The following is a 25,110-nucleotide window of genomic DNA, read 5'->3' as shown; positions in this document are numbered from 1 at the left end:
GGATTGGAGCGACCCATGAATGAGGCAGTTCGAAATCCCGCCAAGCCGACCAATGGGCCGACCAATGGGCCGATCATCGAGATCGAGAACCTGTCGATCTCCTTCTTCACCCGCAAGGGCGAGATCCCGGCGGTTATGGATTTTTCCTGCACGGTCATGCCCGGCGAGGCGATGGGTATTGTCGGCGAATCCGGCTGCGGCAAGTCGACCGTGTCGCTCGGCATCATGCGCGACCTCTCCAACATCGGAAAGATTGTCGGCGGAAAGATCAAATTCCAGGGCAAGGACATGGGAGAACTGTCCGACGAAGAACTGCGAGCTATCCGCGGCAACAAGATCGCGATGATCTACCAGGAGCCGATGGCCAGTCTTAACCCGGCGATGAAGGTCGGCCAGCAGCTGATGGAAGTGCCACTGATCCACGACAAGGTGTCGAAGGACGAAGCTTACAAACGCGCCTTGGAAATGGTGCGCGCGGTGAAGCTGCCGGATCCCGAGCGCATGATGCGTTCCTACCCGCACCAGCTTTCCGGCGGCCAGCAGCAGCGCATCGTCATTGCCATGGCGCTGCTGTCGAAGCCTGCGCTGCTTCTGCTCGACGAGCCGACGACAGCGCTCGACGTGACGGTTGAGGCCGGCATCGTCGACCTGGTCAAGGGGCTGGGCGAGAAGTTCGGCACCTCGATGATCTTCGTGTCGCACAATCTCGGCCTGATCCTGGAGACCTGCGACCGCATCACGGTGATGTATTCGGGCGAAGCGGTGGAGACGGGCAAGATCAAGGACGTCTTCGACCGGATGCGCCATCCCTACACGCAAGGCCTGTTCCGCTCGATCCCGCTGCCGGGCGCCGACAAGAATTCGCGGCCGCTGATATCCATCCCGGGGCAGTTGCCGCTACCGCACGAGCGGCCGAAGGGCTGCAATTTCGGCCCGCGCTGCCACCATTTCGTCGAGGGCGTCTGCAACGCCGCCGAAATTCCGATGATCGCGGTCGAAGGCCATGACGGGCATTTCTCGCGCTGTGTGCGCTTCAACGAGATCGACTGGGAGGCGCTGCCACCCGGCGCCAAGAAGGTCAACGAGCGGGTGGTGCCCGGTGCGCCGGTGCTCCAGATCGAAGACCTCAGGAAGTACTACAAGGTCGGCGGCAGCGAAGTGTTCGGCTCGAGCGAGGGCCGTGTCGTCAAGGCCAACGAGACGATCTCGTTTATGGCGCGCGAATCCGAGACCGTCGCGATCGTCGGCGAATCCGGCTGCGGAAAATCGACCCTGGCCAAGGTGCTGCTCGGCCTCGAAACGGCAAGCTCCGGCCGCGTCAAGCTCGGCAATAAGGAGATCCAGTCGACCGGGATCGAGAAGCGCAGCGTCGACACGGTGTCGTCGATCCAGATGGTGTTCCAAAATCCGTTCGACACGCTCAATCCCAGCCATTCGGTCGGTTCGCAGATCATCCGTACGCTGGAAAAGTTCAACGTCGGCGACACGGTGGCCGACCGCCGCAAGCGAATGCTGGAATTGCTCGACCTGGTGAAGCTGCCGAGGGCGTTCGAGTCGCGCAAGCCGCGCCAGCTTTCAGGCGGCCAGAAACAGCGCATCGGCGTTGCGCGTGCCTTTGCCGGCGACGCCAAGGTGGTGGTGGCCGACGAGCCGGTCTCGGCACTGGATGTGTCGGTCCAGGCCGCGGTGACCGAGCTCTTGATGGACATCCAGCGCAAGAACAAGACGACGATGCTGTTCATCAGCCACGATCTGTCGGTGGTGCGCTACATCGCCGACCGCGTCGTCGTCATGTATCTCGGCTATATCGTTGAGCAAGGCACGACCGACCAGATATTCGCGCCGCCCTATCACCCCTATACCGAGGCATTGCTGTCGGCGATCCCGATCGCCGACACAAGCGTGGTCAAGAAGCACATCGTGCTGGAGGGCGACATCCCTTCGGCGATGAACCCGCCGTCCGGCTGTCCGTTCCAGACGCGCTGCGGCTACAAGAAACTGGTGCCGGACAACCTTTGCGAAACCATGGTGCCGCCAGTCAAAAATCTCGGCGACGGCCATATGAGCCTGTGCTGGCTGTCCGACGACGTGCTGGCGAAAATGGAGCCGGTGATCAAATTCGACAAGGAGCACGCCGCAAATGAGGGCGTGCCGGATGATGCAAACCACGGTGTTGGCCCGGGCTTTGCCGGAGATCCGCCCAAGCGCCCGCATGGAAAGACTGGCAGCGTTGAAGCCGATGCCGAGGGCCAGGCAGTGGAGAATGCCGAAGCGGTCGCCAAAGCCCGCCGTCACGAGGTTCGCGACGAGGTTTCAGAGACCGGCACCTCAAGCTCTGCCGACAGCGCGGTGGCACCAATCATGCCGCCGACTGTCGGCGACGGCCGACAGGCCGAGGACGCCACGCGCAAGCCGCGCAAACCCAAGGGCGGCTGAGAGCCGTTAATAGGCTAGGGCGCGCATTGCCGTAGCTGCGCGGCGTAGTCCTGCGCCATCTGTTCGGTGGCATGCGCATAGCGCTGCACGTCGGCGTCGCCGCGACTGCCGCGCTTGTAGGCATTCCAGCCGAGATAGTAGGCGAGATACAGATTGTAGGTGTCGTTGCGGGCGACGCCGAGCGTGTCGGCGGTCTTGGAATGATACCAGCCGACGAAATCGACGGCATCGGCAAACCTGGTGCGGCGCGCCGCCCAGCTTCCGGTCTCGTTCTGGTATTGCGCCCAGGTGCCGTCGAGCGCCTGCGAGAAGCCGGTGGCGCTGGAGATATGTTTCCAGGGAATGAAGCCCAGCAGCTTGGTGCGCGGCGGCCTTGCGTTGCTCTTGAAGCCGGATTCCTTGCGCACCGTCGCCATCAGCACGGGAACCGGCACACCGTATTTCTGCTCGGTTCGTTGTGCCGCCGCCTGCCAATTGTCGAACCAGCCGTCATTCTGGTCGAAAACGGCGCACACATCGTTGATATGGTTCGGTGGCGTCGCGCAGGCCGAAAGCGCCAGCGGCGCGGCAATCGCTATAATTTTACTAAAACTCGACCTACGCATCGGAAGAGCATTAGGCCGAAAACATAAAAGGAAGCTTGCTGTCTTCCTTAACGGCTCATCGGTCGCTTGGCCGACACTGAGCAGGTATAAACATTCCGACGTTTGTTGTCGCTTTTACCGATGTGAAATTCCCGCAATGGCGCCTTGGCTAAAATCACGCCCGCAGGTGGCGGATTCTTGACAGCTCGATCCTCGTGCCGGCGCTTTGATGCGCGGCATGAGCGAACCAAGACGCAAGCGCGGCGCCGAGCGAACCAGCAACAGGGGACCGACCGCCATCCCGCAACTGCCGCTCAGGCGGGTGACAAATCCTTATCCGCCGATGGCGATGCTCTCGGCCGACCAGATCGAGGCGATCCACCAGGCGTCAATGCATATCCTGGAGAATTTCGGCATCGAGGTGATGAGCCCGCGGGCGCTGTCGCTGTTCGAGAAGGCCGGAGCCAAGGTCGATCATGCCACGATGAACGTCCGCATCGATCGCGGCATGATCGAGGAAGCGCTGAAGACGACGCAGTCCAGTTATACGCTGACGCCGCGCAATCCCGCCCATGCCGTCCACCTCGGCGGCAATACCATCAACTTCACGCTCGTCGCCGGGCCGCCGAATGTGCACGACATGGAGCGCGGCCGCCGTGCCGGCAATTTGCGCGATTATTCCGATCTCGTCCGGCTGGCGCAGCATTTCAACTGCATCCACATGCTAGGCAACCAGGTCTGCGCGCCGGTAGAATTGCCGGCGAATTCCCGTCATCTCGACACTTATTTCGCCAATCTGACACTGACCGACAAAAGCTTTCACGTCTCGGCCATCGGCCGCGGCAGGGCGCTCGACGGCATCGAAATGATGGCAATCGCGCGCGGACTGACGCTTGACGAGATGCGCCACGATCCCGGCGTCACCACGATCATTTCGGTCAATTCGCCGCGCCGCTTCGACGAGATGATGGCCGAGGGGCTGATGACGATGGCCGAGTTCGGCCAGTCGGTGGCGGTAACGCCATTCACGCTGATGGGAGCGATGAGCCCGGTGACGCTTGCCGGCGCGCTCGCCCAGCAGAATGCCGAGGCGCTGTTCGGCGTGGTGCTGACGCAGCTCGTCCGCCCCGGCGCGCCGGTGATGTATGGCGCCTTTACCTCCAATGTCGATATGAAATCGGGAGCGCCGGCGTTCGGCACGCCTGAAAACACCAAGGCGAATATCGCGTCCGGACAGTTGGCGCGGCGTTACAACCTGCCTTATCGCACAACGCCGGGCTCGGCTTCCAATGCCGCCGACGCGCAAGGCGCCTATGAGACGCTGATGGCGCTGTGGGGCGCGGTGCTCGGCCATGGCAACCTCGTCTACCATGCCGCCGGCTGGCAAGAGGGCGGACTGACAGCGTCGTTCGAAAAGTTCATCATCGACGTCGAGATGATCCAGCACATGATGGAGTTTTTGCGCCCGATCGAGGTCAACGAGGCCGAGCTTGCCGTCGAGGCTCTGGGTGCGGTTCCGACCGGCGGCCACTTCTTCGGCGAGCCGCACACGCTGGAGCGCTACGCCACGGCCTTCTATCAGCCGATGCTGTCCAACTGGCAGAATTTCGAGGCTTGGCAGGAAGCTGGTGGGCTAGACGCCACGGCGCGAGCGACGAGGCTGTGGAAGAAGGCGCTGGAGGACTATGTCGAGCCGGTGATGGAAATCTCCAGACGCGAGGCGCTTGAGGCGTACGTGGCCAAGCGCAAGGAAGCGATCGGGGCGGGCGAGCCTTAAGCCGCTCGTCTTGTTCGGCTTCATTCTCTTCTCCTCCAGAATCATGAAACCCATCCAACTCTTTGAAACGACGAGAATCCCATGAAATCGCATGCAAAGGTCGTGGTTATCGGCGGTGGCGTTGTCGGGTGCTCCGTGCTGTTCCATCTGGCCCGGCACGGCTGGACAGACATCGTGCTTCTGGAGCGCGATGAATTAACCTCCGGCTCGACCTGGCACGCCGCCGGCGGCATGCACACGATCAATGGCGATCCCAATGTCGCCAAGCTGCAGAAATACACAATCTCGCTCTACAAGGAGATCGAGGAACTGTCCGGCCAGGCGACCGGCGTGCATTTGACTGGCGGCGTCTTGCTGGCAGCGACGGAGGCGCGGCTCGACTGGCTGCGCGGCGTCGTCGCCAAGGGCCGCTATCTCGGCATCGAGCTCGAGGAGATATCGCCTGATGAGGCGGCCGAGCTGATGCCGTTGCTCGATCCCAAGCAGTTCGTCGGTGCCGTGCGCAACAAGGAGGACGGTCATCTCGACCCGTCCGGCGTTACCCACGCCTACGCCAAGGCGGCGAGGAAGCTTGGTGCCGAGGTCGAGCGTTTCACCAAGGTCGAGGACATTGTGCGGCGCGCCGACGGGTTGTGGCGCGTCATCACCAACAAGGGCGAGGTTGTGGCCGAACATGTCGTCAATGCCGGCGGCCTGTGGGCGCGTGAGGTCGGCCGCATGGTCGGGCTGGAGCTGCCGGTGCTGGCGATGGAGCACATGTACCTGATCACCGAGGACATGCCGGAGGTCGCCGCCTGGAACCAGAAGACCGGCACGGAGATCATCCATGCGGTCGACTTCGACGGCGAGCTCTATCTGCGCCAGGAACGCGGCGGCATGCTGATGGGCACTTATGAAAAGGCCAACAAGCCATGGTCCGAATTCCAGACGCCATGGAATTTCGGCCACGAACTGCTGGAGCCCGATATCGACCGCATCGCACCGTCGCTGGAGGTTGGCTTCCGGCATTTCCCGGCGTTCCAGAACACCGGCATCAAGCAGATCATCAACGGACCCTTCACCTTCGCGCCGGACGGCAATCCGCTGGTCGGGCCGGTGCGCAGCCTGCCGGGGTTCTGGGTGGCCTGTGGTGTCATGGCGGGGTTCTCGCAGGGCGGCGGCGTCGGCCTGGCGCTGTCGAACTGGATGATCGAGGGCGATCCCGGCGCCGACATCTGGGCGATGGATGTGTCGCGCTACGGTGACTGGGCCACGATGGCCTATACCAACGCCAAGGTGCGCGAGAATTATTCGCGGCGGTTTTCGATCCGCTTCCCGAACGAGGAACTGCCGGCTGGGCGACCGCTCAAGACGACGCCGGTCTATGATCTGTTGTCGGCCGAGGGCGCGCAATGGGGCGTCGCCTATGGGCTGGAAGTGCCGCTATGGTATGCGCCCGAAGGGGTCAAGGACGAATTCTCCTGGCGCCGCTCGAGCGACTTCGAGCATGTCGCGAAAGAAGTGGAGACGGTTCGGCAACGCGTTGGTTTGTCTGAAATCTCGTCATTCGCCAAATACAGAGTAACCGGCGAGGGCGCAGCAACCTGGCTCGACAGTATGCTCGCGTGCAAATTGCCAAGGCCCGGCCGCATGACGCTGGCGCCGATGCTGAAGGAAGACGGCAGGTTGATCGGCGATTTCACGCTGGCCAATCTCGGCGGTCCAAATTCTGCAAGCAAGGATTGGTTCCTGGCCGGCAGCGGTGTCGCCGAGCAGTACCACATGCGCTGGTTCGAAGCGCATCTGCCGAAGGACGGCTCTGTTAACATCGAGGCGCTGGGAGCAAAACTCACCGGCCTGTCGATCGCCGGGCCGAGCGCGCGGAACCTTCTTGAAAAGGTCACACGATCTGACGTGTCGAATACGGCCTTTCCGTTCATGGCCATCAGCAGGATGGATATCGGCATGGCACCGTGCCTGGTCGGGCGCGTCAGCTACACCGGCGACCTCGGCTACGAAATCTGGGTGGCGCCGGAATATCAGCGTGCCGCCTATCAGGCGCTGATGGCGGCGGGCGAGGAATTCGGCATCGGCCTGTTCGGCTCGCGCGCGCTCAATGCGCTGCGGCTCGAGAAGAATTACGGCTCATGGGCGCGCGAATACCGGCCGATCTATGGGCCGCTGGAGGCCGGCCTCGACCGCTTCGTCGCCTATGGCAAAGAGGCCGATTTCATCGGCAAGCAGGCAGCGCTGGCGGAGCGCAAGCAAGGCGGCAGACTGCGGTTGCGGGCCTTTGTCGTCGATGCTGCCGATGCCGACGTCATCGGCGACGAGCCAATCTGGTATGGCGGTGCCGTGCGCGGCTGGGTCACGTCGGGTGGCTACGCGCATCATTCAAAAAAGTCCGTCGCCATCGGTTACGTGCCGAAAGAGATCGCCGATGAGGCCAACGGTTTCGAGATCGAGCTATTGGGCAAGCGTTACGCCGCACGTATGCAGCAGACACCGCTGTTTGACGCCAATTTCGAGCGGATGCGCGGTTGAGGAACCGAGTGGCATGGCGAAGTCGCCGTGCCGGTGGCACGATGAAAGGGGGAGGACGATTTCGCGATAGTGAAAATTCTTTCGCGCGGTGACCTTTGGTTTTATTGTCGAGCTGCGGCGGAAGGCTGGGCAATTGCTTCGGAGGTCCACCATGCCCGATGTGTATGCGCAGATCACAACCGCTGATCCGGCTGTTGTCGCGGTTCTTATCAACGCGATGGAGTTGCGGGCCGCAGACCCGCGCCAGAAGGCAATCCGCCACTCGTTTTTCTCCTCGATCGATTTTCCGGAAAGGGCACGCGTCCTCGAAGGCGGCTGCGGCTCGGGACCGATCAGTCGCGAGCTTGCGCGCTGGCCGGGGGTGAACGAGGTTGTTGGGCTCGATCCGTCGCCGATATTTCTGGCGAAGGCGCGCGAGCTTGCCGCGGATATCCCCAACCTGAACTTCGTCGAAGGGGATGCCAGGTCGCTGCCGCACGAGGACAACTCGTTCGATGTGGTCATCTTCCATACCTGCCTGACCCATGTGCCCGGTCCCGAAAAGGCCCTGACGGAATCGTTGCGCGTGCTTCGCCCAGGCGGCTGCCTGGCGATCTTCGACGGCGATTACGCGACGACGACGGTCGCCATCGGCGACCATGATCCGCTGCAGGATTGCGTGGATGCCGCAATGGCGGCGCTGGTGAATGACCGCTGGCTGACGCGCCGGCTGCCGCTGCTGGCGAAATCGGCGGGCTTTGTCGTCGAAAAATTCGACAGCTACGGCTACGCCCAAATTGCCGCGCCCGACTACATGCTGACTCTGGTCGATCGCGGCGCCGATATTCTGGCCGGCTGGAAGCGACTCGACAAGGCGCTTGGCGACGGGCTGAAGCACGAGGCGCGCCGGCGTGTCGAAACCGGAGAGTTCTTCGGGTTCATCGCCTTCGCGGGCCTGATTGCGCGCAAGTCGGCCTGAGCGCGCGCTGATCCGCCCGGCTACGATGTTTTGCGGTTGTCCAGTGCCAGGGCGCCGGGGCCGGCGAATACCAGGTAGAAGAAGATGAAGCAGAAGGAGATCGCGGCATCGCCGCCATTGTTGACCGGGAAGAAGCTCTGCGGCATGTGCGCCATGAAATAGGCGATCGCCATCTCGCCGCTGAGAAGGAATGCAACCGGCCTGGTGAAAAGCCCCAATACCAGCAGGATGCCGCCTCCGAATTCCAGGATGGCCGCGGTCAGCGATAGCGCGCTCAGGGCGCCGGCATGGTCGCCTACGGGGAAATTGAACAGTTTCTGGGTGCCGTGCTCAATGAACTGCAGCGCCGTCATGATGCGCAAGGCGGCAAGGGCGAACGGTTGGCCTTCGAAAAGCTTCATCTACGACTCCATTTTCACCTAGCCCGGCCATAGGTCATCGCCAAAGGCCGGACCATTCACATAGTCCGGCCTTCATTCAACTGTCGGTGAGTGAGTCGTGAGGCGTGCTGCAGCCTTGGGGCCGCACGATGGCGGCCCCGCAATTGGCGCGGCCTGTTACCGCGTCGGTGCCATTAGCGCGAAATGGGCGCCTTGCGGATCCGTGCACTGTACGATCCAGCTGCCGCCGGGGACCTCCATCGGACCCATCAGGATCTTGCCGCCATTGTCGGTGACGCGCTTGGCTGCCGCGTCGATGCCGGGCACGTTGAAATAGAACTGCCAGACCGGCGCCGGGATCTGCTCGGGCTTGTTCATCATGCCGCCAACGAGCTCGCCGCCGAAGGCGAAAAGCTGGTAGACGCCCATCGGACCCATATCCATGGCGTCGCCCTTCTCCCAGCCGAACTGGCTGGAATAGAAATCGAACGCCGCCTTCCAGTCTGACGTGTAGAGCTCATGCCAGCCGATGTTGCCGGGGGTCGCCAACGGTAGCGGCGGCTGGTCGGGGCCGCTGGGCTGCAGGAAGTTGAACATCGCGCCTTGCGGGTCTGCAACGACGGCGAAGCGGCCGACGCCAGGAATGTCGTCGGGCTCGCGGTGAACCGCGCCACCAGCCTTCTTGAGGGAGGCCGTTGCGGCATCGATGTCCCTGGTGAGGATATAACCGACCCAGGCCGGCGGCATGCCCATCTTGCGCGCGTCATCGGGCAGCGTCATCATCCCGCCGACGCCGCGCTCGCCGACATTCATGACGATATAGCGCGGCATGCCCTGGGCCCCTTCGAAAGGCTGCCCCCTCCAGCCCACCACGGAGGTGTAAAACGCCTCGGCGGCGTCGAGATCGGTGGTCATCAGCTCGTACCAGAAGAAGGGCATGGGGGACTGTGGCATTGTCGTGCTCCTTGCGGTTTGTACATCGATCATGCGCGATCCATTCTAGGACGATCTTCACGACGAAAATCCGACAGCCAACCAAAAAAGATGACGGCAAATTGGAAATGTTACCGGGTTGCGCGCCCTGTGGTTTTCGACTTTGCTCGCAGTCAACGAGGGGTTGTTGATCCATGCGCCGGATGTCGCCCACTTCCGAACTTGTCGCGCTGTGCCATCGGGAGGAGGCCGATCCCGGCGCCGATGGCAGCTGGACGCAGCTGACGGACGAAGACTTCAGGGCCCTTTGCCTTCGGTGATCAAAACCAACGCTAAGCTTACCAGGCTGACCACTCAGTCCAGCAACGGCAGTGCCGCTATGGCCAAGCTTCCCTGTCGGCGGCTTTTGTACCATGAGTATACTTGTCATGTTTAGTCGTGGCTTTTCAGCAGTTGCACAGAAAATTGACCAATTGATAAAAAAATAAAACGTGCTAGCCTTCTCCAAAACAAGAACATGGGGAACTGACGATGCCAGAAGGCCAGTTCAAGCAAGGCATTGCCGGCGGGCGGCTTTCGCCGGGACAATATGCCGATAATTTTGCCGACCTGCACCCGCCGCTCGATCATCACGAGGCGCTGGTCGAGTCCGGCCGCTGCTATTTCTGCTATGACGCGCCGTGCATGAATGCGTGTCCGACCTCGATCGACATCCCGCTGTTCATCCGCCAGATTTCGACGGGCAATCCCATCGGCTCAGCCAAGACTATTTTTGACCAGAACATTTTGGGCGGCATGTGCGCCCGCGTCTGCCCGACCGAGACGCTATGCGAAGAAGTCTGCGTGCGGGAGGTGGCCGAAGGCAAGCCGGTGCAGATCGGTCGCCTTCAGCGCTACGCCACCGATGTCGCCATGGCCGAAAACAAGCAGTTCTACGAGCGCCCCGAACCGACCGGCAAGACGGTCGCCGTGGTCGGCGCCGGACCGGCGGGGCTTGCCGCCGCGCATCGGCTCTCCCGCTACGGCCACGACGTGACCATCCTGGAAGCTCGGCCGAAGCCCGGCGGCCTCAATGAGTACGGTATCGCCGCCTATAAGAGCGTCGACAATTTCGCCCAGGCCGAAGTCGACTATGTCACGTCGATCGGCGGCATCGACATCCAGAACGGCAAGGCGCTCGGCCGAGATTACCAGCTGTCGGACCTGACCAGGAATTACGATGCGGTGTTCCTCGGCATGGGGCTTGCCGGCGTCAATGCCTTGCGAGCGGATGGCGAGGAGGCGCAAGGCGTCACCAATGCCGTCGAGTTCATTGCCGAGCTTCGTCAGGCCAGTGATCTGGCCAGCCTGCCGGTCGGCCGGCGTGTTGTCGTCATCGGCGGCGGCATGACGGCGATCGACGCGGCGGTGCAATCGAAGCTGCTCGGAGCCGAAGAGGTGACGATCTGCTATCGGCGCGGCCCGGAGCACATGAATGCCTCCGAATTCGAGCAGGATCTGGCTGCCGCCAACGGCGTCATCATCCGGCACTGGTTGCAGCCGAAGCGGGTCATTGCCGACGCCGGCAAGGTATCGGCGATCGAGCTCGAATACACCGCGATGGACGGCGACAGGCTCGTCGGCACCGGCGAGCGGCTGACGCTCGTCGCCGATCAGGTGTTCAAGGCGATCGGCCAGAGCTTTGTCCCGGCTGCGCTCAACGGCAGCGGTGCGGAGGTCGCGCTGGAAGCCGGCCGCATCAAGGTCGACGCGGAAGGGCGCACCTCGCTGGCCAATGTCTGGGCTGGCGGCGACTGCATTTTCGGCGGCGACGACCTGACTGTTTCAGCCGTCGCGCAAGGCCGCGATGCGGCGGAGAGCATTCATCGGGCACTGACCTCGAACGGGAGGGCATGAGCATGGCAGACATCCGCAACAATTTCGTCGGCATCAAGTCGCCGAACCCGTTCTGGCTGGCTTCGGCGCCGCCGACCGACAAGGCCTATAATGTCATTCGCGCCTTCAAGGCGGGCTGGGGCGGCGTGGTATGGAAGACGCTCGGCGAAGAGGGCCCGCCGGTGGTCAACGTCAACGGTCCGCGCTATGGCGCGATCTGGGGCGCCGACCGTCGTCTGCTCGGCCTCAACAACATCGAGCTGATCACCGACCGCGACCTGCAGGTCAATCTGCGCGAGATCAAGCAGGTCAAGATGGACTGGCCCGACCGGGCGATCGTCGTCTCGCTGATGGTGCCTTGCGAGGAGCATGCCTGGAAGGCGATCCTGCCGGTAGTCGAGGAGACCGGCGCTGACGGCATCGAACTCAATTTCGGCTGCCCGCATGGCATGTCGGAACGCGGCATGGGTGCGGCGGTCGGCCAGGTGCCGGAATACATCGAAATGGTGGTGCGCTGGTGCAAGGCCAACACCCGCATGCCTGTCATCACCAAGCTGACGCCCAACATCACCGACATACGCAAGCCGGCACGCGCTGCGCTTGCCGGCGGCACCGACGCGGTGTCGCTGATCAACACCATCAATTCGATCACCGGCGTTAATCTCGACAATTTCGCACCGGAGCCGACGATTGACGGCAAGGGTTCGCATGGCGGCTATTGCGGCCCGGCGGTGAAGCCGATCGCCATGAACATGGTGGCCGAGATCGCGCGCGACCCGGAAACGAAGGGCCTGCCGATCTCCGGTATCGGAGGCATCACCACCTGGCGCGACGCCGCCGAGTTCATGGCGCTTGGCGCCGGCAATGTGCAGGTGTGCACGGCGGCGATGACCTATGGCTTCAAGATCGTGCAGGAGATGATCGCCGGCCTGGAAAACTGGATGGACGAGAAGGGCCATGCCTCGCTCGACGACATCATTGGCCGCGCCACTCCCAACGTCACCGACTGGCAGTATCTCAACCTCAACTACATCGCAAAGGCGCATATCGACCAGGAGGCCTGCATCAAATGCGGCCGCTGCCACATCGCCTGCGAGGACACCTCGCACCAGGCGATCACCGCAATCGTCGACGGCGTCAGGCATTTCGAGGTGATCGAGGCCGAATGCGTCGGCTGCAATCTCTGCGTCAATGTCTGCCCGGTCGAGAACTGCATCACCATGGAGCCACTGGCGGTTGGCGCGATCGATGAGCGCACTGGTAGGCCAGTGTCGCCGATCTATGCCAACTGGACGACGCATCCCAACAATCCGATGGCCAAGGTGGCGGCGGAATAGCATTGCGAAAAAAGCGGCGTCCATGGGCGCCGCTTTTTGACTTTCCAATTGCGGATAAAAGATATCCAAGATAATCTATATCCATGAACAGGAGAGCGAAATGAAGCTGGGCGAAGGCGTCGAAGCGGCCATCCACTGCGCCGCGATGCTCGCCGGCGTTGATGGCGCCGCTACCTTGCCAGGTGCTGCCATGGCCGAAGCGTTCGGGCTGTCGCCGAGCTATCTGCCTAAGCATCTCAACGCGCTGACTGCGTCCGGCATTCTGGAATCAGTGCCGGGGCCGTCCGGCGGCTACCGGCTGGCGCGGCCGGCGGAACGCATAACGCTGCTCGATATCGTGCTGGCCGTCGAGGGGCGTGAACCGGCGTTCCGCTGCGCCGAAATCCGCCAGCGCGGCCCAGCGAAGCTCAATGCCTCGGTCTATGTCAAACCCTGCGGCATCAACGTAGCCATGCTGAAGGCCGAGCGTGCCTATCGCGCCGCGCTCGCCGACGCCCGGCTGTCCGACATCGTTGCAGAATACACCGCCGATGCCGATCCCCGTTCGGTCGCCGCGAACTGCGCCTTCGTCGAGCGCCATCGGCGGCCGCAGAAATCAGGTTCAACCAAGCAAGCATGAAAGGCTACAGACGATGAAACAGAGGCTGCAACTTTTCGGCGCGGCGGCGATTCCTTCCAGGCGGAGACGAGATAGAGCCGCTGCTCGCTTTCGCCGTCGCGGCGCGCTTCGCGGCGCTGTTTTCAGAGCGCGAACGCGCGGCCTTGGCCTGGACCGACGCGCTGACCAGGATTGCCGACAACGGTGTGTCGGACGAACTCTATGCAAGGACGCTCGAATATTTCTCGGAAGAGGAGCTGGTCAAGCTCTCGGTTGCGCTCGGCATGATCAACACCTGGAACCGGCTTTGCGTTCCGTTTCATGCAATCCATCCGATGCCAGCAGTCTTGGCCGCCTGAGCATGGACCAGGCGCGCGGCCTTCCGCCGCGCGCCTCTTTTCTGCCCGAGGACCCGACAGCATGTTTTCAAACTTTGATAGTGAGATTCTATTCGCCGCCCGCCTGCTGCTTGGCGGCGCCTTTGTCTTTGCCGGCCTGCGCAACATCCAGAACGCGGCGTTGGTGAGCCAATTGATGACGACGCGCGGCGTGCCGCAGGCGCGGCCGGTGCTGTGGCTGGGGATCGTCCTGCAGATCATCGCCGGAGCGTTGGTGATCGCGGACATCTGGACCGCTCCGGCGGCGGCATGCCTGATCCTGTTCCTGGTTTTTGCTACGCCGATGTTCCACAATTTCTGGGATCATCAGGGGCCCGAGCGCGCGTCCCGCATCAATGGCTTTGTCGGCAACGTCGCGCTGGCCGGAGGATTTCTGGCGCTGATCGCGCAGTCGCTTTGACAGCTACTGACGCCTCTTGGAGGCGGCCGCTCACGCCGCATACCGCAAGCCGCCGTCACAGGTCAGGACCTGGCCGGTGACGAAGCTGTTCGAAACCAGGAACGCAATTGCCTCGGCGACGTCCTCGGCGCGGCCGATGCGGCCGACCGGCGTCTTGCCGGCATACTCGGCAAACACCGCATGGCGCTGTTCATCGGGCAGGAAATCCCACCACGGCGTGTCGATGACGCCCGGTGCCACGACATTGACGCGTAACGGCTTCAGCTCCATCGCCAGGATCGGCACCACGGTCAGCAGCATGCCGTTGACGGCGGCGATGCCGGCGATACCCGGCGCCGACAATTGCGCCGACACCGCCGAGATGAAAGTCACCGAGCCGTTCTTGTTCAGCGTCGGCAAGGCGGCCTGCAGGCAGGAGAGCTGTGGCCGGACCTTCTCGTCGACGCCGCCGCCGATGTCGGTCAAGTCAAGTGTTTCGAACGGGCCGAGCCCCTTGCCGCCGCTGGCGGCCAGCACCAGGTGATCGAAAGGGCCGAGATCGTTGAAGAACCGGCGAACCTCGTCCGGCTTCGCGGCATCGAAGGCAGCCTTTTCGACTGCGCCGCCAAGGCTTTGCCATGCGTTGTCGAGCCTTTCCCGGTTGCGCCCGGTGATAGTCACCTTCATGCCCGGGCCAAGCAGCTTTTTCGCGGTGGCGAGGCCGATGCCGGAGGAGCCGCCGACGATCACGGCGTGCTGCGTTTTCTCGGTCATGAATTTTCTTTCTTCGATGTTGCGGAAACGGGTGCGAGCCCGACAAGGCCGAGACTCAATTCGCGCAACTGCTGCCTCGCCTTCACGTCATAGGCTTGCGCATCGGCACGGGATTCTCTCTGGCCGTCGAAATAGAGGCCGCTTCGCCCTTCGAGTGCCGGCGATGTGGCGAGGTTGATGATGGCTTCGGCGCCGGTTTCGACCGAGCTCCACGGCGTGATGCCCGCCTGCCGCACCATCGTGGTGTTCATGTAGCTTGCCGGATGCAGGCTGTTGACGGTCACATTGGTGCCGTGCAGCTGCTCCGCCAGGTCGATGGTGAACATGATCTGCGCCAGCTTGCTCTGGCAGTAGGCACGGACGCCGTCATAGGAGCGGGTCAGCATGACGTCGTCGAAGTCGATCGCCTGCTGGCCGGCCGAGGCGACGTTGACGATGCGCGACGGCGCGCTGGACTTGAGCAGCGGCAGCAGCTCCATGGTGAGCAGGAAGCCGGCGAGATAATTGACGGCAAAGCGCAACTCGTAGCCGTCGGCGCTAACCTGTCGTTTGGAGTTGGGGCCGGCTGTGCCGACGCCGGCATTGTTGATAAGGATATCGAGCCGCTTGGTCCTTGCGCGCACCGCCTCGGCGAGGCGGCGGACTTCCGCCAGGGAGGAGAGGTCGGCGACCAGCAGCTCGGCCTTGCCGCCGGCGGCTTCGATTTCGGCCACGGTCGCCTTGCCCCTAGTCGCGTCGCGGCCATGCACCAGGATACGAGCGCCGCCGGCGCCGAGGCTTTGCGCGACGACGCGGCCGACGCCGTCGGTCGATCCTGTGATGAGGATTGTCCTGTCTTTCAGTTCCATGTTCAGAGCCTCCATGTCATCGCTCTGAACGGAAAGATGGGGCACCGGCCACTTGCCAAACAGTTCAAACTTTATCCTGGTATCGATACTGCTATAATAGCACCGATGGATTCACCGACACACTCCGCCGAAGACAGCCGCCGCCGCGAGCTTGGCGCCTTTCTGCGCTCGCGACGGGAAAGGCTGACGCCTTCGGCCACGGGCATCTCGACCGGACTGCGCCGGCGCACACCCGGGCTGCGGCGCGAGGAGGTGGCGATGATCGCCGGCGTCGGCACGACCTGGTACACCTGGCTGGAGCAAGGGCGCGACGTGCGGCCGTCCGTCGAGGTGCTGACGGCGCTCAGTCAGGCGTTGCGCCTGGACACGGCCGAGCAACGGCATCTGTTCATTCTTGCCGGCCGCCCGCAGCCGGAGCGTCGCGTCGACGCGCCGGAAAAGGTCGATAGCCCGTTGCTGCACATGCTGCAGAGCCTGGTCCTGCAGCCGGCCTATGTCCTTGGGCGGCGTTGGGACGTGCTGGCCTGGAACTCTGCCGCGGCAGCCGTGTTCGGCGACTATGGCCTGCTGGAGGGCGATGCCCGCAACATCGTCCATATGGTTTTCACCAGCCCGCAGCATCGGCGCCTGCTCGTTGATTGGGAGGAACTGGCACGTGCCGTGCTGGCGTCATTCCGGGCAGAAAGCGCCAGATATGTCGGCGATCCGGATTTCGAGCGGCTGATCGCGCTGATGACGCGCTCGAGCCCGGAGTTTCGCGCCTGGTGGCCGCTACGCGACGTGGCCCGTAACCTATCGGGTGTAAAGCATGTCAGCCATCCGATAGCGGGTGCCATGGCGTTCGAGCATATGAGCCTGTCGATCGACGACGGCTCCGACATGAAACTGATCGTCTACACGCCGCTCGCCGAGCAGAACTCGATCGCCAAGCTGCAGAAGCTGCTCGATGCGCGGCCGGCCGAGCGGCGCAGCGCGTGAACCCAGCTTCGTCATCCTGGGGTCTGCGCTGCGTCGCTCCGCTCCTTGCTGCGCCCCAGGATGACGAAGCAATGGGGGAGGTTTGCGACAGCCGAGCTGCCTCAGCCCTTCGGCTTCAGCCCGTCGATGAACAGCTGCTCGAGAAACCTTGCGGCATCCTCGAAACGGCCGTCGCCGCCGCGGTCGGGGCCGAGCACGGCGCGGACCTGCACGTCGAAATCGGCATAATGCTGCGTCGTCGCCCAGATCGAGAAGATCAGGTGCCAGGGGTCGGTGCGGGCAATCTTGCCGGCGCGCATCCAGCCCTTGATGACATTGGCCTTCTCGTCGACCAGCGTCTTCAACTCGCCTTCCAGCATCGGCATGATGCGCGGCGCGCCCTGCAGGATCTCGTTGGCGAACAGCCGGCTCTCGCGCGGGAAATCGCGTGCCATTTCGAGCTTGCGCCTGATATAGCTGCGCAGTTCGGTCAAGGGGTCGCCGATATCGTCGAGTTCGCGCAGCGGCGCCAGCCAGGTGTCGAGAAGCCGCTGCATCAGCGTCTTGTGGATGTCCTCCTTGCGGCGGAAATAATAGAGCAGGTTCGGCTTCGACATGCCGGCGGCTTCAGCGATCTGGTCGATTGTCGAGCCGCGAAAACCGTTGGTCGAGAAGACTTCGAGCGCCGCCTCGAGGATGAGCTCGCGCTTTTCCACCTGGATGCGGGTGCGGCGAGGAGCAGAGCTTTCGACCGCATCCGTCACCTCGAAAAACCTTCGCTGCGAGGAGTGTCTGGACCAATTCTCTGGACCAGTTTTTCTCCGCCCTGTGGAGCGCACTTCGAAAGCCGCATTTCCGCTAGTAATCCCTTGACCGCTGATAAGGCGGTGCTAACGTTTGTCCAACCGGTCAAAAATTTGCGTAGCACGAAAACGTCGCGAAGACCAAGTTGGAAAGACCAGGCGTTAGCCGCACCGAAACAGGTTACAAGGGGAAGTCTCGGTCATGTCCAACCGGCTGAAAGTCACGCCGAACGATCTCAGTGCATTCTGGATGCCGTTCACGGCAAACCGGCAGTTCAAGCAGGCGCCGCGCATGATGGTGTCGGCCAAGGACATGCATTACACGACCAGCGACGGGCGCAAGGTTCTCGACGGCACTGCCGGCCTGTGGTGCGTCAATGCCGGCCACTGCCGCCCGAAGATCACCGAGGCGATCCAGAGCCAGGCGGCCGAGCTCGACTATGCGCCGGCGTTCCAGATGGGCCATCCGATCGTGTTCGAGCTGGCGAACCGGTTGGTCGACATCGCGCCGAAGGGCATGGACCATGTGTTCTTCACGAATTCCGGCTCGGAATCGGTCGAGACCGCGCTGAAGATGGCGATCGCCTATCACCGCGCCAAAGGCGAGGGCTCGCGCACCCGTCTGATCGGCCGCGAACGCGGCTATCACGGCGTCAATTTCGGCGGCATCTCCGTCGGCGGCATTGTCACCAACCGCAAGATGTTCGGCACGCTGCTCGGCGGCGTCGATCACATGCCCCACACGCATCTGCCGGAAAAGAACTCTTTCACCAAGGGCGTGCCGGAGCATGGCGCGGAACTGGCGAACGAGCTGGAGCGCATCGTCGCCTTGCACGACGCCTCGACCATCGCCGCCGTCATCGTCGAGCCGGTTGCCGGTTCCACCGGCGTCATCCTGCCGCCGAAGGGCTATTTGCAGAAGCTTCGCGAGATCTGCACCAAGCACGGCATCTTGCTGATCTTCGACGAAGTCATCACCGGTTTCGGCCGTCTCGGTACGCCGTTTGCCGCCGACTATTTCGGCGTCACGCCGGATATCATGACCACGGCGAAGGGCGTCTCCAACGGCGTCATCCCGATGGGCGCGGTGTTCGTGAAGAAGGAAATCCACGACGCCTTCATGACCGGCCCCGAGCACATGATCGAGTTCTTCCACGGCTACACCTATTCGGGCAATCCGATCGCCTGCGCGGCAGCGCTGGGCACGCTTGACACCTACAAGGAAGAAGGGCTGCTGACGCGCGGCGAGGAACTGGCGCCGTACTGGGAGGACGCGCTGCACTCGCTGAAGGGCGAGCCGAACGTCATCGATATCAGAAACATCGGCCTGATCGGCGCGATCGAGCTGGCGCCGATCGCCGGCCAGCCAACGAAGCGGGCCTTCTCGGCTTTCGTCAAGGCGTTCGAGCGCGGTGCATTGATCCGCACCACCGGCGACATCATCGCGCTGTCGCCGCCGCTGATCATCACCAAAGGCCAGATCAACGAATTGATCGACCATGTGCGCGAAGTGCTGAGGGCGGTGGATTGAGGAACGCGCTGCAGCTTTCCCTCCCCCTTGAGGGGAGGGTGGCCGCGAAGCGGCCGGGTGGGGTCGGCGCGGCAGCGCGCCAGCCTGACCTTCGGCCGCATAGGTGCCTGTGATGCCCCGGACCCGCGTGAGCTTCGAAATGCGCCAGAAGGCGCGCGCGCTTCGAGTTCATGCGACCAAAGGCGAATCGCTGCTTTGGTATGAACTGCGCGAATTGAAATCGGCCGGGATGAAATTCCGCCGCCAGTGTCCGATCGGGCCTTATATCGTCGACTTTGCTTGCCTTGCGGTAAAGCTGGTCGTTGAAATCGATGGTGATCTGCACGAACAGGAGAAGGGCAAACGGCACGACGCCGTCCGTGATGCCTATCTGCGATCGCTCGGGTTCGATATCTTTCGCGTCGATGAGCCCGATGTCATAAACAGCGCTTGGCATGTCGCACAGGTGGTCAAGGAGAAGGTCGCGCGCATGTCAGCCGACCCCACCCGACCGCTTCGCGGCCACCCTCCCCTCGAGGGGGAGGGGGACGCTGGCGTGCCACAACCAATGAGGTTTTAGAATATGGCCGCCCCCGGCGAGAATCTGCGAATCAATTCAGACCGTTTGTGGGATTCGATAATGGAGATGGCGAAGATCGGCCCCGGCATTGCCGGCGGCAATAATCGCCAGACTGTTACTGACGAGGACGGCGAAGGGCGGCATCTGTTCAAGCGCTGGTGCGATGAGGCGGGGCTCGAAATGGGCGTCGACGAGATGGGTACGATGTTTGCCCGTCGCGAAGGCACCGACCCCAGCCTGCCGCCGGTCTATGTCGGCAGCCATCTCGACACCCAGCCGACCGGCGGCAAGTATGACGGCGTGCTCGGCGTGCTCGGCGGCCTGGAGGTGGTGCGCTCGCTCAACGATCTCGGCATCAAGACCAGGCATCCGATCGTCGTCACCAACTGGACCAACGAGGAAGGCGCCCGCTTTGCGCCGGCGATGATGGCGTCCGGGGTATTCGCCGGCGTGCTCGACCAGACCGACGTCTATTCACATGTCGACAAGGACGGCAAGAAATTCGGCGAGGAGCTCGAACGGATCGGGTGGAAGGGCACCGAAAAGGTCGGCGAACGCAAGATCCACGCCTTTTTCGAGCTGCATATCGAGCAGGGCCCGATCCTCGAGGACGAGGGCATCGACATCGGTGTCGTCACCCATGGGCAAGGGTTGAAATGGCTGCAGGTGACGCTGACCGGCAAGGAGGCGCATACCGGCTCGACGCCGATGCCCAAGCGGCGCAATGCCGGGCTCGGCATGGCGCGGGTGATCGAGTTGGTGCACGAGATCGCCATGGACTATCAGCCCGACGCCGTCGGCGCGGTCGGCCATATGGAGGTCTATCCGAACTCGCGCAACATCATCGCCGGCCGCACCGTCTTCACCATCGACATCCGCTCGCCGGAAAAGGAAGTGCTCGACGCCATGGACGGGCGCATCCGCGAAGGCATCGACACGATCTGCGAAGCGCTCGACATCCAATATCAAATCGAGCAGGTCGGCCATTTCGATCCGGTCACTTTCGATCCGGGCTGCGTCAAGGCTGTGCGGGATGCGGCGGAGCGCCTGGGGTATACGCATCGCAATATCGTCTCGGGCGCCGGCCATGACGCTTGCTGGATCAACCGCGTCGCACCCACCGCAATGGTGATGTGCCCCTGCGTCGACGGTCTCAGCCACAACGAGGCCGAGGAAATCACCAAGGAATGGGCAGCGGCCGGCGCCGACGTGCTGTTCCATGCGGTGGTGGACACGGCGGGGATTGTGGGGTGAGATGTTGGCGCCGTACCCCCACCCCTAACCCCTCCCCACAAGGGGGAGGGAGACTTCCGTTGGCACTGACCTCGGCAAATTGCCTGCCTTTCGGCGCCAAAAGGGGAAGTAAGGGCATGCGGCAGCGTTCCCTCCCCCTTGTGGGGAGGGTTAGGGTGGGGGTCCATCTTCGTAAGAATCCAAATGCGATTGCCCTGCCACAAGGGGGAGGGGGACTAGCAATGCCGACGTCTTTTTCTATGGCGAAAGCTTTGATGGGTTCAGCTGTGACAGCGCGGCACCAAGCCTCCCTCCCCCTTGTGGGGAGGAATTGAGGGTGGGGGTACTCGTCTTGGCACCGACCGCGATCGATCCAGCCGCCATCAAACGTGCAAGAATGTTGCGCCGGAACATGACAGAGGGCGAGCGTAAGCTCTGGTCCGAGCTGAAGGAGTTCCGTCGCCTCTACGGGTTACATGCAAGGAAGCAGGCGCCGATTGGGCCTTATATTGCGGACTTCGTTCTGCACGAGAAGAACCTCGTCATCGAGGTGGATGGAGAGCATCACTTTATGCCGGAGCAAATGGAGAAGGACCGCATACGTGATGCATGGTTTGGCCGACAGGGCTATCGTGTGCTCAGGTTTTCGACTGGAGAATTGGCAAATTCCTTCGATGGTTGCGTCGAGGAGATATTGCGGGAAGTTGGAGTCATGTAGAGGCCGTTCAGGGTTCCTCGACGCTGAACCGACCTGATCAAGCAAGGCGCTCACAAGAAGCGCGAAGAGAATAAGGGAACAAGAAAATGTCCAAAGTCATCAAGAACGGCACCATCGTCACCGCCGACCGCACGTGGAAGGCCGATGTGCTGTTCAAGCACGGCAAGATCATCGGCATCGGGCCGGATCTGCATGGCGACCATGAGTTCGACGCCAGCGGCTGCTATGTAATGCCGGGCGGCATCGACCCGCATACCCATCTCGAAATGCCGTTCATGGGCACCTATTCGGCCGACGACTTTGAATCCGGTACCCGCGCGGCCCTTGCCGGCGGCACGACGATGGTCGTCGATTTCTGTCTGCCGGCGCCGCAGCAGTCTCTGCTCGAGGCCCTGCAGATGTGGGACAACAAGACCTCGAAAGCGTCCTGCGACTATTCCTTCCACATGGCGATCACCTGGTGGGGCAAGCAGGTGTTCGACGAGATGGCCACCGTCGTCGACAGGGGCATTACCTCGTTCAAGCATTTCATGGCCTACAAGGGCGCGCTGATGGTCGATGACGACGAGCTCTATTCGTCGTTCCAGCGCTGTGCCGATCTCGGCGCGCTGCCGCTGGTCCATGCCGAGAATGGCGACGTGGTGGCCGCCCTGTCGCAGAAGCTGCTGGCGGCGGGCAACAGCGGCCCGGAGGGACACGCCTATTCGCGCCCGCCTGAAGTCGAAGGCGAGGCGACCAACCGCGCCATCATGATCGCCGACATGGCCGGTGTGCCGCTCTATGTCGTGCATGTCTCCTGCGAGCAGGCGCACGAAGCCATCCGCCGGGCGCGCCAGAAAGGCATGCGGGTATTCGGCGAGCCGCTGATCCAGCACCTGACGCTGGACGAGAGCGAATATTTCAACAAGGACTGGGACCATGCGGCGCGCCGGGTGATGAGCCCGCCCTTCCGCAACAAATGGCACCAGGATTCGCTGTGGGCCGGCCTGCAGGCCGGGTCGCTGCAAGTGGTGGCGACCGACCATTGTGCCTTCACCACCAAACAAAAGCGCAACGGCGTCGGCGATTTCACCAAGATCCCGAACGGCACGGGCGGGCTCGAGGATCGTTTGCCGGTGCTGTGGACGACCGGCGTCAAGACCGGCCGGCTGACGATGAACGAGTTCGTCGCGGTGACCTCGACCAACATCGCCAAGATCCTCAACATGTACCCGAAGAAGGGCGCCATCGTCGAAGGCGCGGACGCCGACATCCTCGTATGGGACCCGAAGCGCAAGAAGAAGATCACGGCCAAGAAGCAGCAGTCGGTGATCGACTACAATGTCTTCGAAGGTTTTGAGGTAACCGGCCTGCCGCGCTTCGTCTTCTCGCGCGGCGAACTGTCGATCGAGGAAAACGAGGTCAAGGCGAAGCCCGGCCATGGCGAATTCGTCGCTCGCGAGCCGAACGCGGCGGTCAACCGGGCGCTGTCGACGTGGAAGGAAATTTCCGCGCCGCGCAAGGTGGAACGGACGGGCATCCCGGCGACGGGCGTTTGAGCTTGGCGAGCCACGGAGCGATTATCTCAATGGCCGCGGTGATCCTTGCCGCCGGGCCGGCGGCGGCTGACGTCCTTGCCGGCTCCTTTGGCAATGAGGTCGGTTGCGCTGGTGTACGGCTCGGTTATCAGGACAGCGACGATTATGTCGTGCTGACCGCCGACGGCGTCGAAACCTATGGCAGCGGCTGCCAGTTCGCACAGCGACTGACGACGGCGCCTGGCACCCTGTTGTTGAGCTCCACCTGTTTCGCCGAGGGCGAGAAGGGCACGACCACGGATGTCGTCAAGGTCATCAACAGGGGAGGGGACGGTTTCTTCGTGACCATTCCCGGCCTTGAGGAGATCGGGCCGCTGAAATCATGTTCGTGACGGTGCCGATGACGACCGCCGCCTCGATGCCGGCGTCAGGCGACCAACCCGTCCAGTTCCGGCAGCAGGACGACGCTTTCCTGTTCGTTGGGATCGGTTCGGGCAATGACCGCCGAGGCGGGGCTGTCGCTCAGATTGGCCGGCAGATGCGGCACGCCGGGGGGAATATAGAAAAGATCGCCGGCCTTGACCACGATATGCTGTTCGAGCCGGTCGCCATACCAGGTATGGACTTCGCCGGAGAGCACGTAGATCGCGGTTTCATGGTTTTCGTGCATATGCGCCTTGGCGCGGGCACCCGGCGGCATGGTCAGCAGATGCATGCAGATGCCGGACGAGCCGACTGTTTCGGCGGCGATACCGGCGAAATAACTCAGGCCCTGCTTGCCTTCATAAGAGCTTTCAGGGCGGATAAGATGGCAAGTCGGTTTGGGCGACATCGGGGCAACTCCGGGCGTCTATCTGATGGGACAAGGGCGCATAGAACTGGGGCGCGTAGAACTGCGGCGAGTAGGACTGGGCGAGTGGAAAGCAACCTCTGGGTAAAATCAATGGGATTCCGGCCGGCGCCGCAGTGGCCGGAAGCGACAGGCTACGGCCGATGACGGGAGTATCGCCAGCCGTTGTTTCGGCAAGCAAGCTTGGACTGACCTTCCAGACCAATGATGGTCCGGTACAGGCGCTGTCGAATGTCGACCTGACGATCGGCAAGGGGGAATTCGTGTCCTTCATCGGGCCCTCCGGCTGCGGCAAGACGACCTTGCTGCGCGTCATCGCCGATCTGGAGAAGCCGACATCGGGAGCCATCTCCGTCAACGGCATGACGCCCGAGCAGGCGCGCCAGAGCCGCGCCTATGGCTATGTCTTCCAGGCGGCTGCACTTTATCCGTGGCGCACCATCGAGCGCAATGTGGCACTGCCGCTGGAGATCATGGGCCTGTCCAGGGCAGAGCAGGCGGCGCGCATCAAGCGAACCCTCGACCTTGTCAATCTCAGCGGCTTCGAGAAGAAATACCCCTGGCAGCTTTCGGGCGGCATGCAGCAGCGCGCCTCGATCGCGCGGGCGCTCGCCTTCGACGCCGATCTTTTGTTGATGGACGAGCCGTTCGGCGCGCTGGACGAGATCGTGCGCGATCACCTCAACGAACAGCTGCTGGAGCTTTGGGAGCGCACCAACAAGACTATCTGCTTCGTCACCCATTCGATCCCCGAGGCGGTCTATCTGTCGACGCGCATCATCGTCATGTCGCCGCGCCCGGGGCGTGTCAGCGACGTCATAGAATCGACGCTGCCGAAAAAGCGACCGCTCGATATCCGCGAGACGCCGGAGTTCCTGGCCATCGCGGCACGCGTGCGCGACGGGCTGAGGGCGGGGCACAGCTATGATGATTGAGGGCGCGCGCGACGGGCTTGCGCGTTCGACGCAGGAGGTGCCTCCGCCCCGCGAGGGAGCGGTCAACAATGCCTTCGTCATCCTAGGGCGGAGCCGCCGCGAAGCGGCGTGCGCAGACCCTAGGATCCATATGTGGACGGCGCCCTGCCTGCAACGGTTGTTTTGCGTCGTTTTCGATCGCTTGCGTCCATATGTCCGGCCTTTGAG

23 protein-coding genes and 3 pseudogenes are annotated in these 25,110 nt (G+C 62.7%); 18 read left to right on the top strand and 8 right to left on the bottom strand.

Annotated features, from left to right (window positions below):
* The first annotated feature begins 15 nt into the window (after window positions 1-15).
* Window positions 16-2,436: a dipeptide ABC transporter ATP-binding protein gene (locus NKH67_RS27645; protein WP_352503178.1), complete on the top strand. Its 2,421-nt coding sequence runs from the start codon at window positions 16-18 to the stop codon at window positions 2,434-2,436.
* Window positions 2,437-2,450: 14 nt separating this feature from the next.
* Here NKH67_RS27645 and NKH67_RS27640 read toward each other — a convergent pair whose 3' ends face one another.
* A complete protein-coding gene (locus NKH67_RS27640) occupies window positions 2,451-3,041 on the bottom strand; it encodes a transglycosylase SLT domain-containing protein (protein ID WP_352453201.1) in 591 nt (196 codons plus the stop codon).
* A 217-nt stretch (window positions 3,042-3,258) separates the two neighbouring features.
* Between NKH67_RS27640 and NKH67_RS27635 the strand changes: the two genes are divergently transcribed.
* The 3 genes from NKH67_RS27635 (at window position 3,259) to NKH67_RS27625 (ending at window position 8,278) form a co-directional block, all read left to right on the top strand.
* On the top strand, window positions 3,259-4,797 hold the full coding sequence (locus NKH67_RS27635; protein ID WP_352503179.1) for a trimethylamine methyltransferase family protein: 1,539 nt from the start codon (window positions 3,259-3,261) through the stop codon (window positions 4,795-4,797).
* An 81-nt stretch (window positions 4,798-4,878) separates the two neighbouring features.
* Window positions 4,879-7,320 (top strand): GcvT family protein, encoded by a 2,442-nt coding sequence (locus NKH67_RS27630; RefSeq protein ID WP_352503180.1) that lies wholly within the window; start codon window positions 4,879-4,881, stop codon window positions 7,318-7,320.
* Window positions 7,321-7,471: 151 nt separating this feature from the next.
* The gene (locus NKH67_RS27625) at window positions 7,472-8,278 is read left to right on the top strand and encodes a class I SAM-dependent methyltransferase (RefSeq protein ID WP_352503181.1); all 807 of its coding nucleotides are present in this window, start codon (window positions 7,472-7,474) and stop codon (window positions 8,276-8,278) included.
* Between the two features lie 20 nt (window positions 8,279-8,298).
* On the opposite strand, the gene NKH67_RS27620 is transcribed toward NKH67_RS27625, so the two are convergent.
* Window positions 8,299-8,679 carry a DoxX family protein gene (locus tag NKH67_RS27620; RefSeq protein ID WP_352503182.1) on the bottom strand — a complete coding sequence of 127 codons (381 nt, stop codon included), beginning with the start codon at window positions 8,677-8,679 and terminating at the stop codon, window positions 8,299-8,301.
* 156 nt (window positions 8,680-8,835) lie between these two features.
* The gene (locus NKH67_RS27615; RefSeq protein ID WP_352503183.1) at window positions 8,836-9,612 is read right to left on the bottom strand and encodes a VOC family protein; all 777 of its coding nucleotides are present in this window, start codon (window positions 9,610-9,612) and stop codon (window positions 8,836-8,838) included.
* Window positions 9,613-9,785: 173 nt separating this feature from the next.
* On the opposite strand from NKH67_RS27615, the pseudogene NKH67_RS27610 reads away from it, so the two are divergent.
* The 4 genes and pseudogenes from NKH67_RS27610 to NKH67_RS27595 form a co-directional block, all read left to right on the top strand.
* Window positions 9,786-9,908, top strand: a pseudogene (locus tag NKH67_RS27610) (gamma-glutamylcyclotransferase); the annotation flags it as partial.
* 214 nt (window positions 9,909-10,122) lie between these two features.
* A complete protein-coding gene (locus NKH67_RS27605) occupies window positions 10,123-11,487 on the top strand; it encodes an NAD(P)-dependent oxidoreductase (protein ID WP_352503184.1) in 1,365 nt (454 codons plus the stop codon).
* Window positions 11,488-11,489: 2 nt separating this feature from the next.
* Window positions 11,490-12,803 (top strand): NAD-dependent dihydropyrimidine dehydrogenase subunit PreA, encoded by a 1,314-nt coding sequence (gene preA, locus NKH67_RS27600; protein WP_352503185.1) that lies wholly within the window; start codon window positions 11,490-11,492, stop codon window positions 12,801-12,803.
* A gap of 100 nt (window positions 12,804-12,903) precedes the next feature.
* Window positions 12,904-13,422, top strand: coding sequence for an RrF2 family transcriptional regulator (locus tag NKH67_RS27595; protein ID WP_352503186.1), 519 nt, complete (start codon window positions 12,904-12,906; stop codon window positions 13,420-13,422).
* A 44-nt stretch (window positions 13,423-13,466) separates the two neighbouring features.
* On the opposite strand, the pseudogene NKH67_RS27590 reads toward NKH67_RS27595, so the two are convergent.
* Window positions 13,467-13,535 (bottom strand): annotated as a pseudogene (locus NKH67_RS27590) (carboxymuconolactone decarboxylase family protein); the annotation flags it as partial.
* Between NKH67_RS27590 and NKH67_RS27585 the strand changes: the two are divergent.
* Together NKH67_RS27585 and NKH67_RS27580 are read left to right on the top strand one after the other, a co-directional pair.
* Window positions 13,536-13,760, top strand: a pseudogene (locus tag NKH67_RS27585) (carboxymuconolactone decarboxylase family protein); the annotation flags it as partial.
* A gap of 61 nt (window positions 13,761-13,821) precedes the next feature.
* Complete coding sequence (locus NKH67_RS27580) at window positions 13,822-14,199, top strand: DoxX family protein (protein WP_352503187.1); 378 nt, start codon at window positions 13,822-13,824, stop codon at window positions 14,197-14,199.
* 30 nt (window positions 14,200-14,229) lie between these two features.
* On the opposite strand, the gene NKH67_RS27575 is transcribed toward NKH67_RS27580, so the two are convergent.
* Together NKH67_RS27575 and NKH67_RS27570 are read right to left on the bottom strand one after the other, a co-directional pair.
* Complete coding sequence (locus NKH67_RS27575) at window positions 14,230-14,952, bottom strand: SDR family oxidoreductase (RefSeq protein WP_352503188.1); 723 nt, start codon at window positions 14,950-14,952, stop codon at window positions 14,230-14,232.
* Entirely contained in the window at window positions 14,949-15,800 is an 852-nt protein-coding gene (locus tag NKH67_RS27570; protein ID WP_352503189.1) for an SDR family NAD(P)-dependent oxidoreductase, read from the bottom strand. Before NKH67_RS27570 ends, NKH67_RS27575 begins: the two co-directional genes overlap by 4 nt.
* A gap of 105 nt (window positions 15,801-15,905) precedes the next feature.
* Between NKH67_RS27570 and NKH67_RS27565 the strand changes: the two genes are divergently transcribed.
* Complete coding sequence (locus tag NKH67_RS27565; protein ID WP_352503190.1) at window positions 15,906-16,778, top strand: helix-turn-helix transcriptional regulator; 873 nt, start codon at window positions 15,906-15,908, stop codon at window positions 16,776-16,778.
* A 101-nt stretch (window positions 16,779-16,879) separates the two neighbouring features.
* Here the strand turns inward: NKH67_RS27565 and NKH67_RS27560 are convergent, their stop codons facing one another.
* Window positions 16,880-17,521: a TetR family transcriptional regulator C-terminal domain-containing protein gene (locus NKH67_RS27560; protein WP_352503191.1), complete on the bottom strand. Its 642-nt coding sequence runs from the start codon at window positions 17,519-17,521 to the stop codon at window positions 16,880-16,882.
* A 241-nt stretch (window positions 17,522-17,762) separates the two neighbouring features.
* On the opposite strand from NKH67_RS27560, the gene aptA reads away from it, so the two are divergent.
* The 6 genes from aptA (at window position 17,763) to NKH67_RS27530 (ending at window position 23,510) form a co-directional block, all read left to right on the top strand.
* Window positions 17,763-19,091 carry an omega-aminotransferase AptA gene (aptA, locus tag NKH67_RS27555; RefSeq protein WP_352471500.1) on the top strand — a complete coding sequence of 443 codons (1,329 nt, stop codon included), beginning with the start codon at window positions 17,763-17,765 and terminating at the stop codon, window positions 19,089-19,091.
* Between the two features lie 139 nt (window positions 19,092-19,230).
* Window positions 19,231-19,650 (top strand): endonuclease domain-containing protein, encoded by a 420-nt coding sequence (locus NKH67_RS27550; RefSeq protein WP_352503192.1) that lies wholly within the window; start codon window positions 19,231-19,233, stop codon window positions 19,648-19,650.
* 3 nt (window positions 19,651-19,653) lie between these two features.
* Window positions 19,654-20,904, top strand: a complete 1,251-nt coding sequence (locus tag NKH67_RS27545) for a Zn-dependent hydrolase (protein WP_352453400.1) — start codon at window positions 19,654-19,656, stop codon at window positions 20,902-20,904.
* Between the two features lie 331 nt (window positions 20,905-21,235).
* Window positions 21,236-21,601 (top strand): endonuclease domain-containing protein, encoded by a 366-nt coding sequence (locus tag NKH67_RS27540; RefSeq protein WP_352614289.1) that lies wholly within the window; start codon window positions 21,236-21,238, stop codon window positions 21,599-21,601.
* A gap of 86 nt (window positions 21,602-21,687) precedes the next feature.
* A complete protein-coding gene (gene hydA / locus NKH67_RS27535) occupies window positions 21,688-23,139 on the top strand; it encodes a dihydropyrimidinase (protein WP_352503194.1) in 1,452 nt (483 codons plus the stop codon).
* A 29-nt stretch (window positions 23,140-23,168) separates the two neighbouring features.
* Window positions 23,169-23,510, top strand: coding sequence for a hypothetical protein (locus NKH67_RS27530; protein WP_352503195.1), 342 nt, complete (start codon window positions 23,169-23,171; stop codon window positions 23,508-23,510).
* Between the two features lie 35 nt (window positions 23,511-23,545).
* On the opposite strand, the gene NKH67_RS27525 is transcribed toward NKH67_RS27530, so the two are convergent.
* The gene (locus NKH67_RS27525) at window positions 23,546-23,950 is read right to left on the bottom strand and encodes a cupin domain-containing protein (protein ID WP_023720850.1); all 405 of its coding nucleotides are present in this window, start codon (window positions 23,948-23,950) and stop codon (window positions 23,546-23,548) included.
* A 161-nt stretch (window positions 23,951-24,111) separates the two neighbouring features.
* Here NKH67_RS27525 and NKH67_RS27520 point away from each other — a divergent pair, with 161 nt between their 5' ends.
* On the top strand, window positions 24,112-24,903 hold the full coding sequence (locus NKH67_RS27520) for an ABC transporter ATP-binding protein (RefSeq protein WP_352503196.1): 792 nt from the start codon (window positions 24,112-24,114) through the stop codon (window positions 24,901-24,903).
* The last annotated feature ends 207 nt before the right edge of the window (window positions 24,904-25,110 follow it).

The sequence above is a fragment of the Mesorhizobium sp. M0968 genome (genome assembly GCF_040319065.1).
Lineage (GTDB): Bacteria > Pseudomonadota > Alphaproteobacteria > Rhizobiales > Rhizobiaceae > Mesorhizobium.
The sequence above is the reverse complement of the archived record's forward strand: the minus strand, read 5'-3'. Positions and strand labels throughout refer to the sequence as shown.

Excerpts from the sequence above, each read along its gene's own strand:
- NKH67_RS27645 (WP_352503178.1), top strand. The coding sequence starts at position 16 with ATGAATGAGGCAGTTCGAAATCCCGCCAAGCCGACCAATGGGCCGACC.
- NKH67_RS27640 (WP_352453201.1), bottom strand. The coding sequence starts at position 3,041 with ATGCGTAGGTCGAGTTTTAGTAAAATTATAGCGATTGCCGCGCCGCTG.
- NKH67_RS27635 (WP_352503179.1), top strand. The coding sequence starts at position 3,259 with ATGAGCGAACCAAGACGCAAGCGCGGCGCCGAGCGAACCAGCAACAGG.
- NKH67_RS27630 (WP_352503180.1), top strand. The coding sequence starts at position 4,879 with ATGAAATCGCATGCAAAGGTCGTGGTTATCGGCGGTGGCGTTGTCGGG.
- NKH67_RS27625 (WP_352503181.1), top strand. The coding sequence starts at position 7,472 with ATGCCCGATGTGTATGCGCAGATCACAACCGCTGATCCGGCTGTTGTC.
- NKH67_RS27620 (WP_352503182.1), bottom strand. The coding sequence starts at position 8,679 with ATGAAGCTTTTCGAAGGCCAACCGTTCGCCCTTGCCGCCTTGCGCATC.
- NKH67_RS27615 (WP_352503183.1), bottom strand. The coding sequence starts at position 9,612 with ATGCCACAGTCCCCCATGCCCTTCTTCTGGTACGAGCTGATGACCACC.
- NKH67_RS27605 (WP_352503184.1), top strand. The coding sequence starts at position 10,123 with ATGCCAGAAGGCCAGTTCAAGCAAGGCATTGCCGGCGGGCGGCTTTCG.
- preA (WP_352503185.1), top strand. The coding sequence starts at position 11,490 with ATGGCAGACATCCGCAACAATTTCGTCGGCATCAAGTCGCCGAACCCG.
- NKH67_RS27595 (WP_352503186.1), top strand. The coding sequence starts at position 12,904 with ATGAAGCTGGGCGAAGGCGTCGAAGCGGCCATCCACTGCGCCGCGATG.
- NKH67_RS27580 (WP_352503187.1), top strand. The coding sequence starts at position 13,822 with ATGTTTTCAAACTTTGATAGTGAGATTCTATTCGCCGCCCGCCTGCTG.
- NKH67_RS27575 (WP_352503188.1), bottom strand. The coding sequence starts at position 14,952 with ATGACCGAGAAAACGCAGCACGCCGTGATCGTCGGCGGCTCCTCCGGC.
- NKH67_RS27570 (WP_352503189.1), bottom strand. The coding sequence starts at position 15,800 with ATGGAACTGAAAGACAGGACAATCCTCATCACAGGATCGACCGACGGC.
- NKH67_RS27565 (WP_352503190.1), top strand. The coding sequence starts at position 15,906 with ATGGATTCACCGACACACTCCGCCGAAGACAGCCGCCGCCGCGAGCTT.
- aptA (WP_352471500.1), top strand. The coding sequence starts at position 17,763 with ATGTCCAACCGGCTGAAAGTCACGCCGAACGATCTCAGTGCATTCTGG.
- NKH67_RS27550 (WP_352503192.1), top strand. The coding sequence starts at position 19,231 with ATGCGCCAGAAGGCGCGCGCGCTTCGAGTTCATGCGACCAAAGGCGAA.
- NKH67_RS27545 (WP_352453400.1), top strand. The coding sequence starts at position 19,654 with ATGGCCGCCCCCGGCGAGAATCTGCGAATCAATTCAGACCGTTTGTGG.
- hydA (WP_352503194.1), top strand. The coding sequence starts at position 21,688 with ATGTCCAAAGTCATCAAGAACGGCACCATCGTCACCGCCGACCGCACG.
- NKH67_RS27530 (WP_352503195.1), top strand. The coding sequence starts at position 23,169 with ATGGCCGCGGTGATCCTTGCCGCCGGGCCGGCGGCGGCTGACGTCCTT.
- NKH67_RS27525 (WP_023720850.1), bottom strand. The coding sequence starts at position 23,950 with ATGTCGCCCAAACCGACTTGCCATCTTATCCGCCCTGAAAGCTCTTAT.
- NKH67_RS27520 (WP_352503196.1), top strand. The coding sequence starts at position 24,112 with ATGACGGGAGTATCGCCAGCCGTTGTTTCGGCAAGCAAGCTTGGACTG.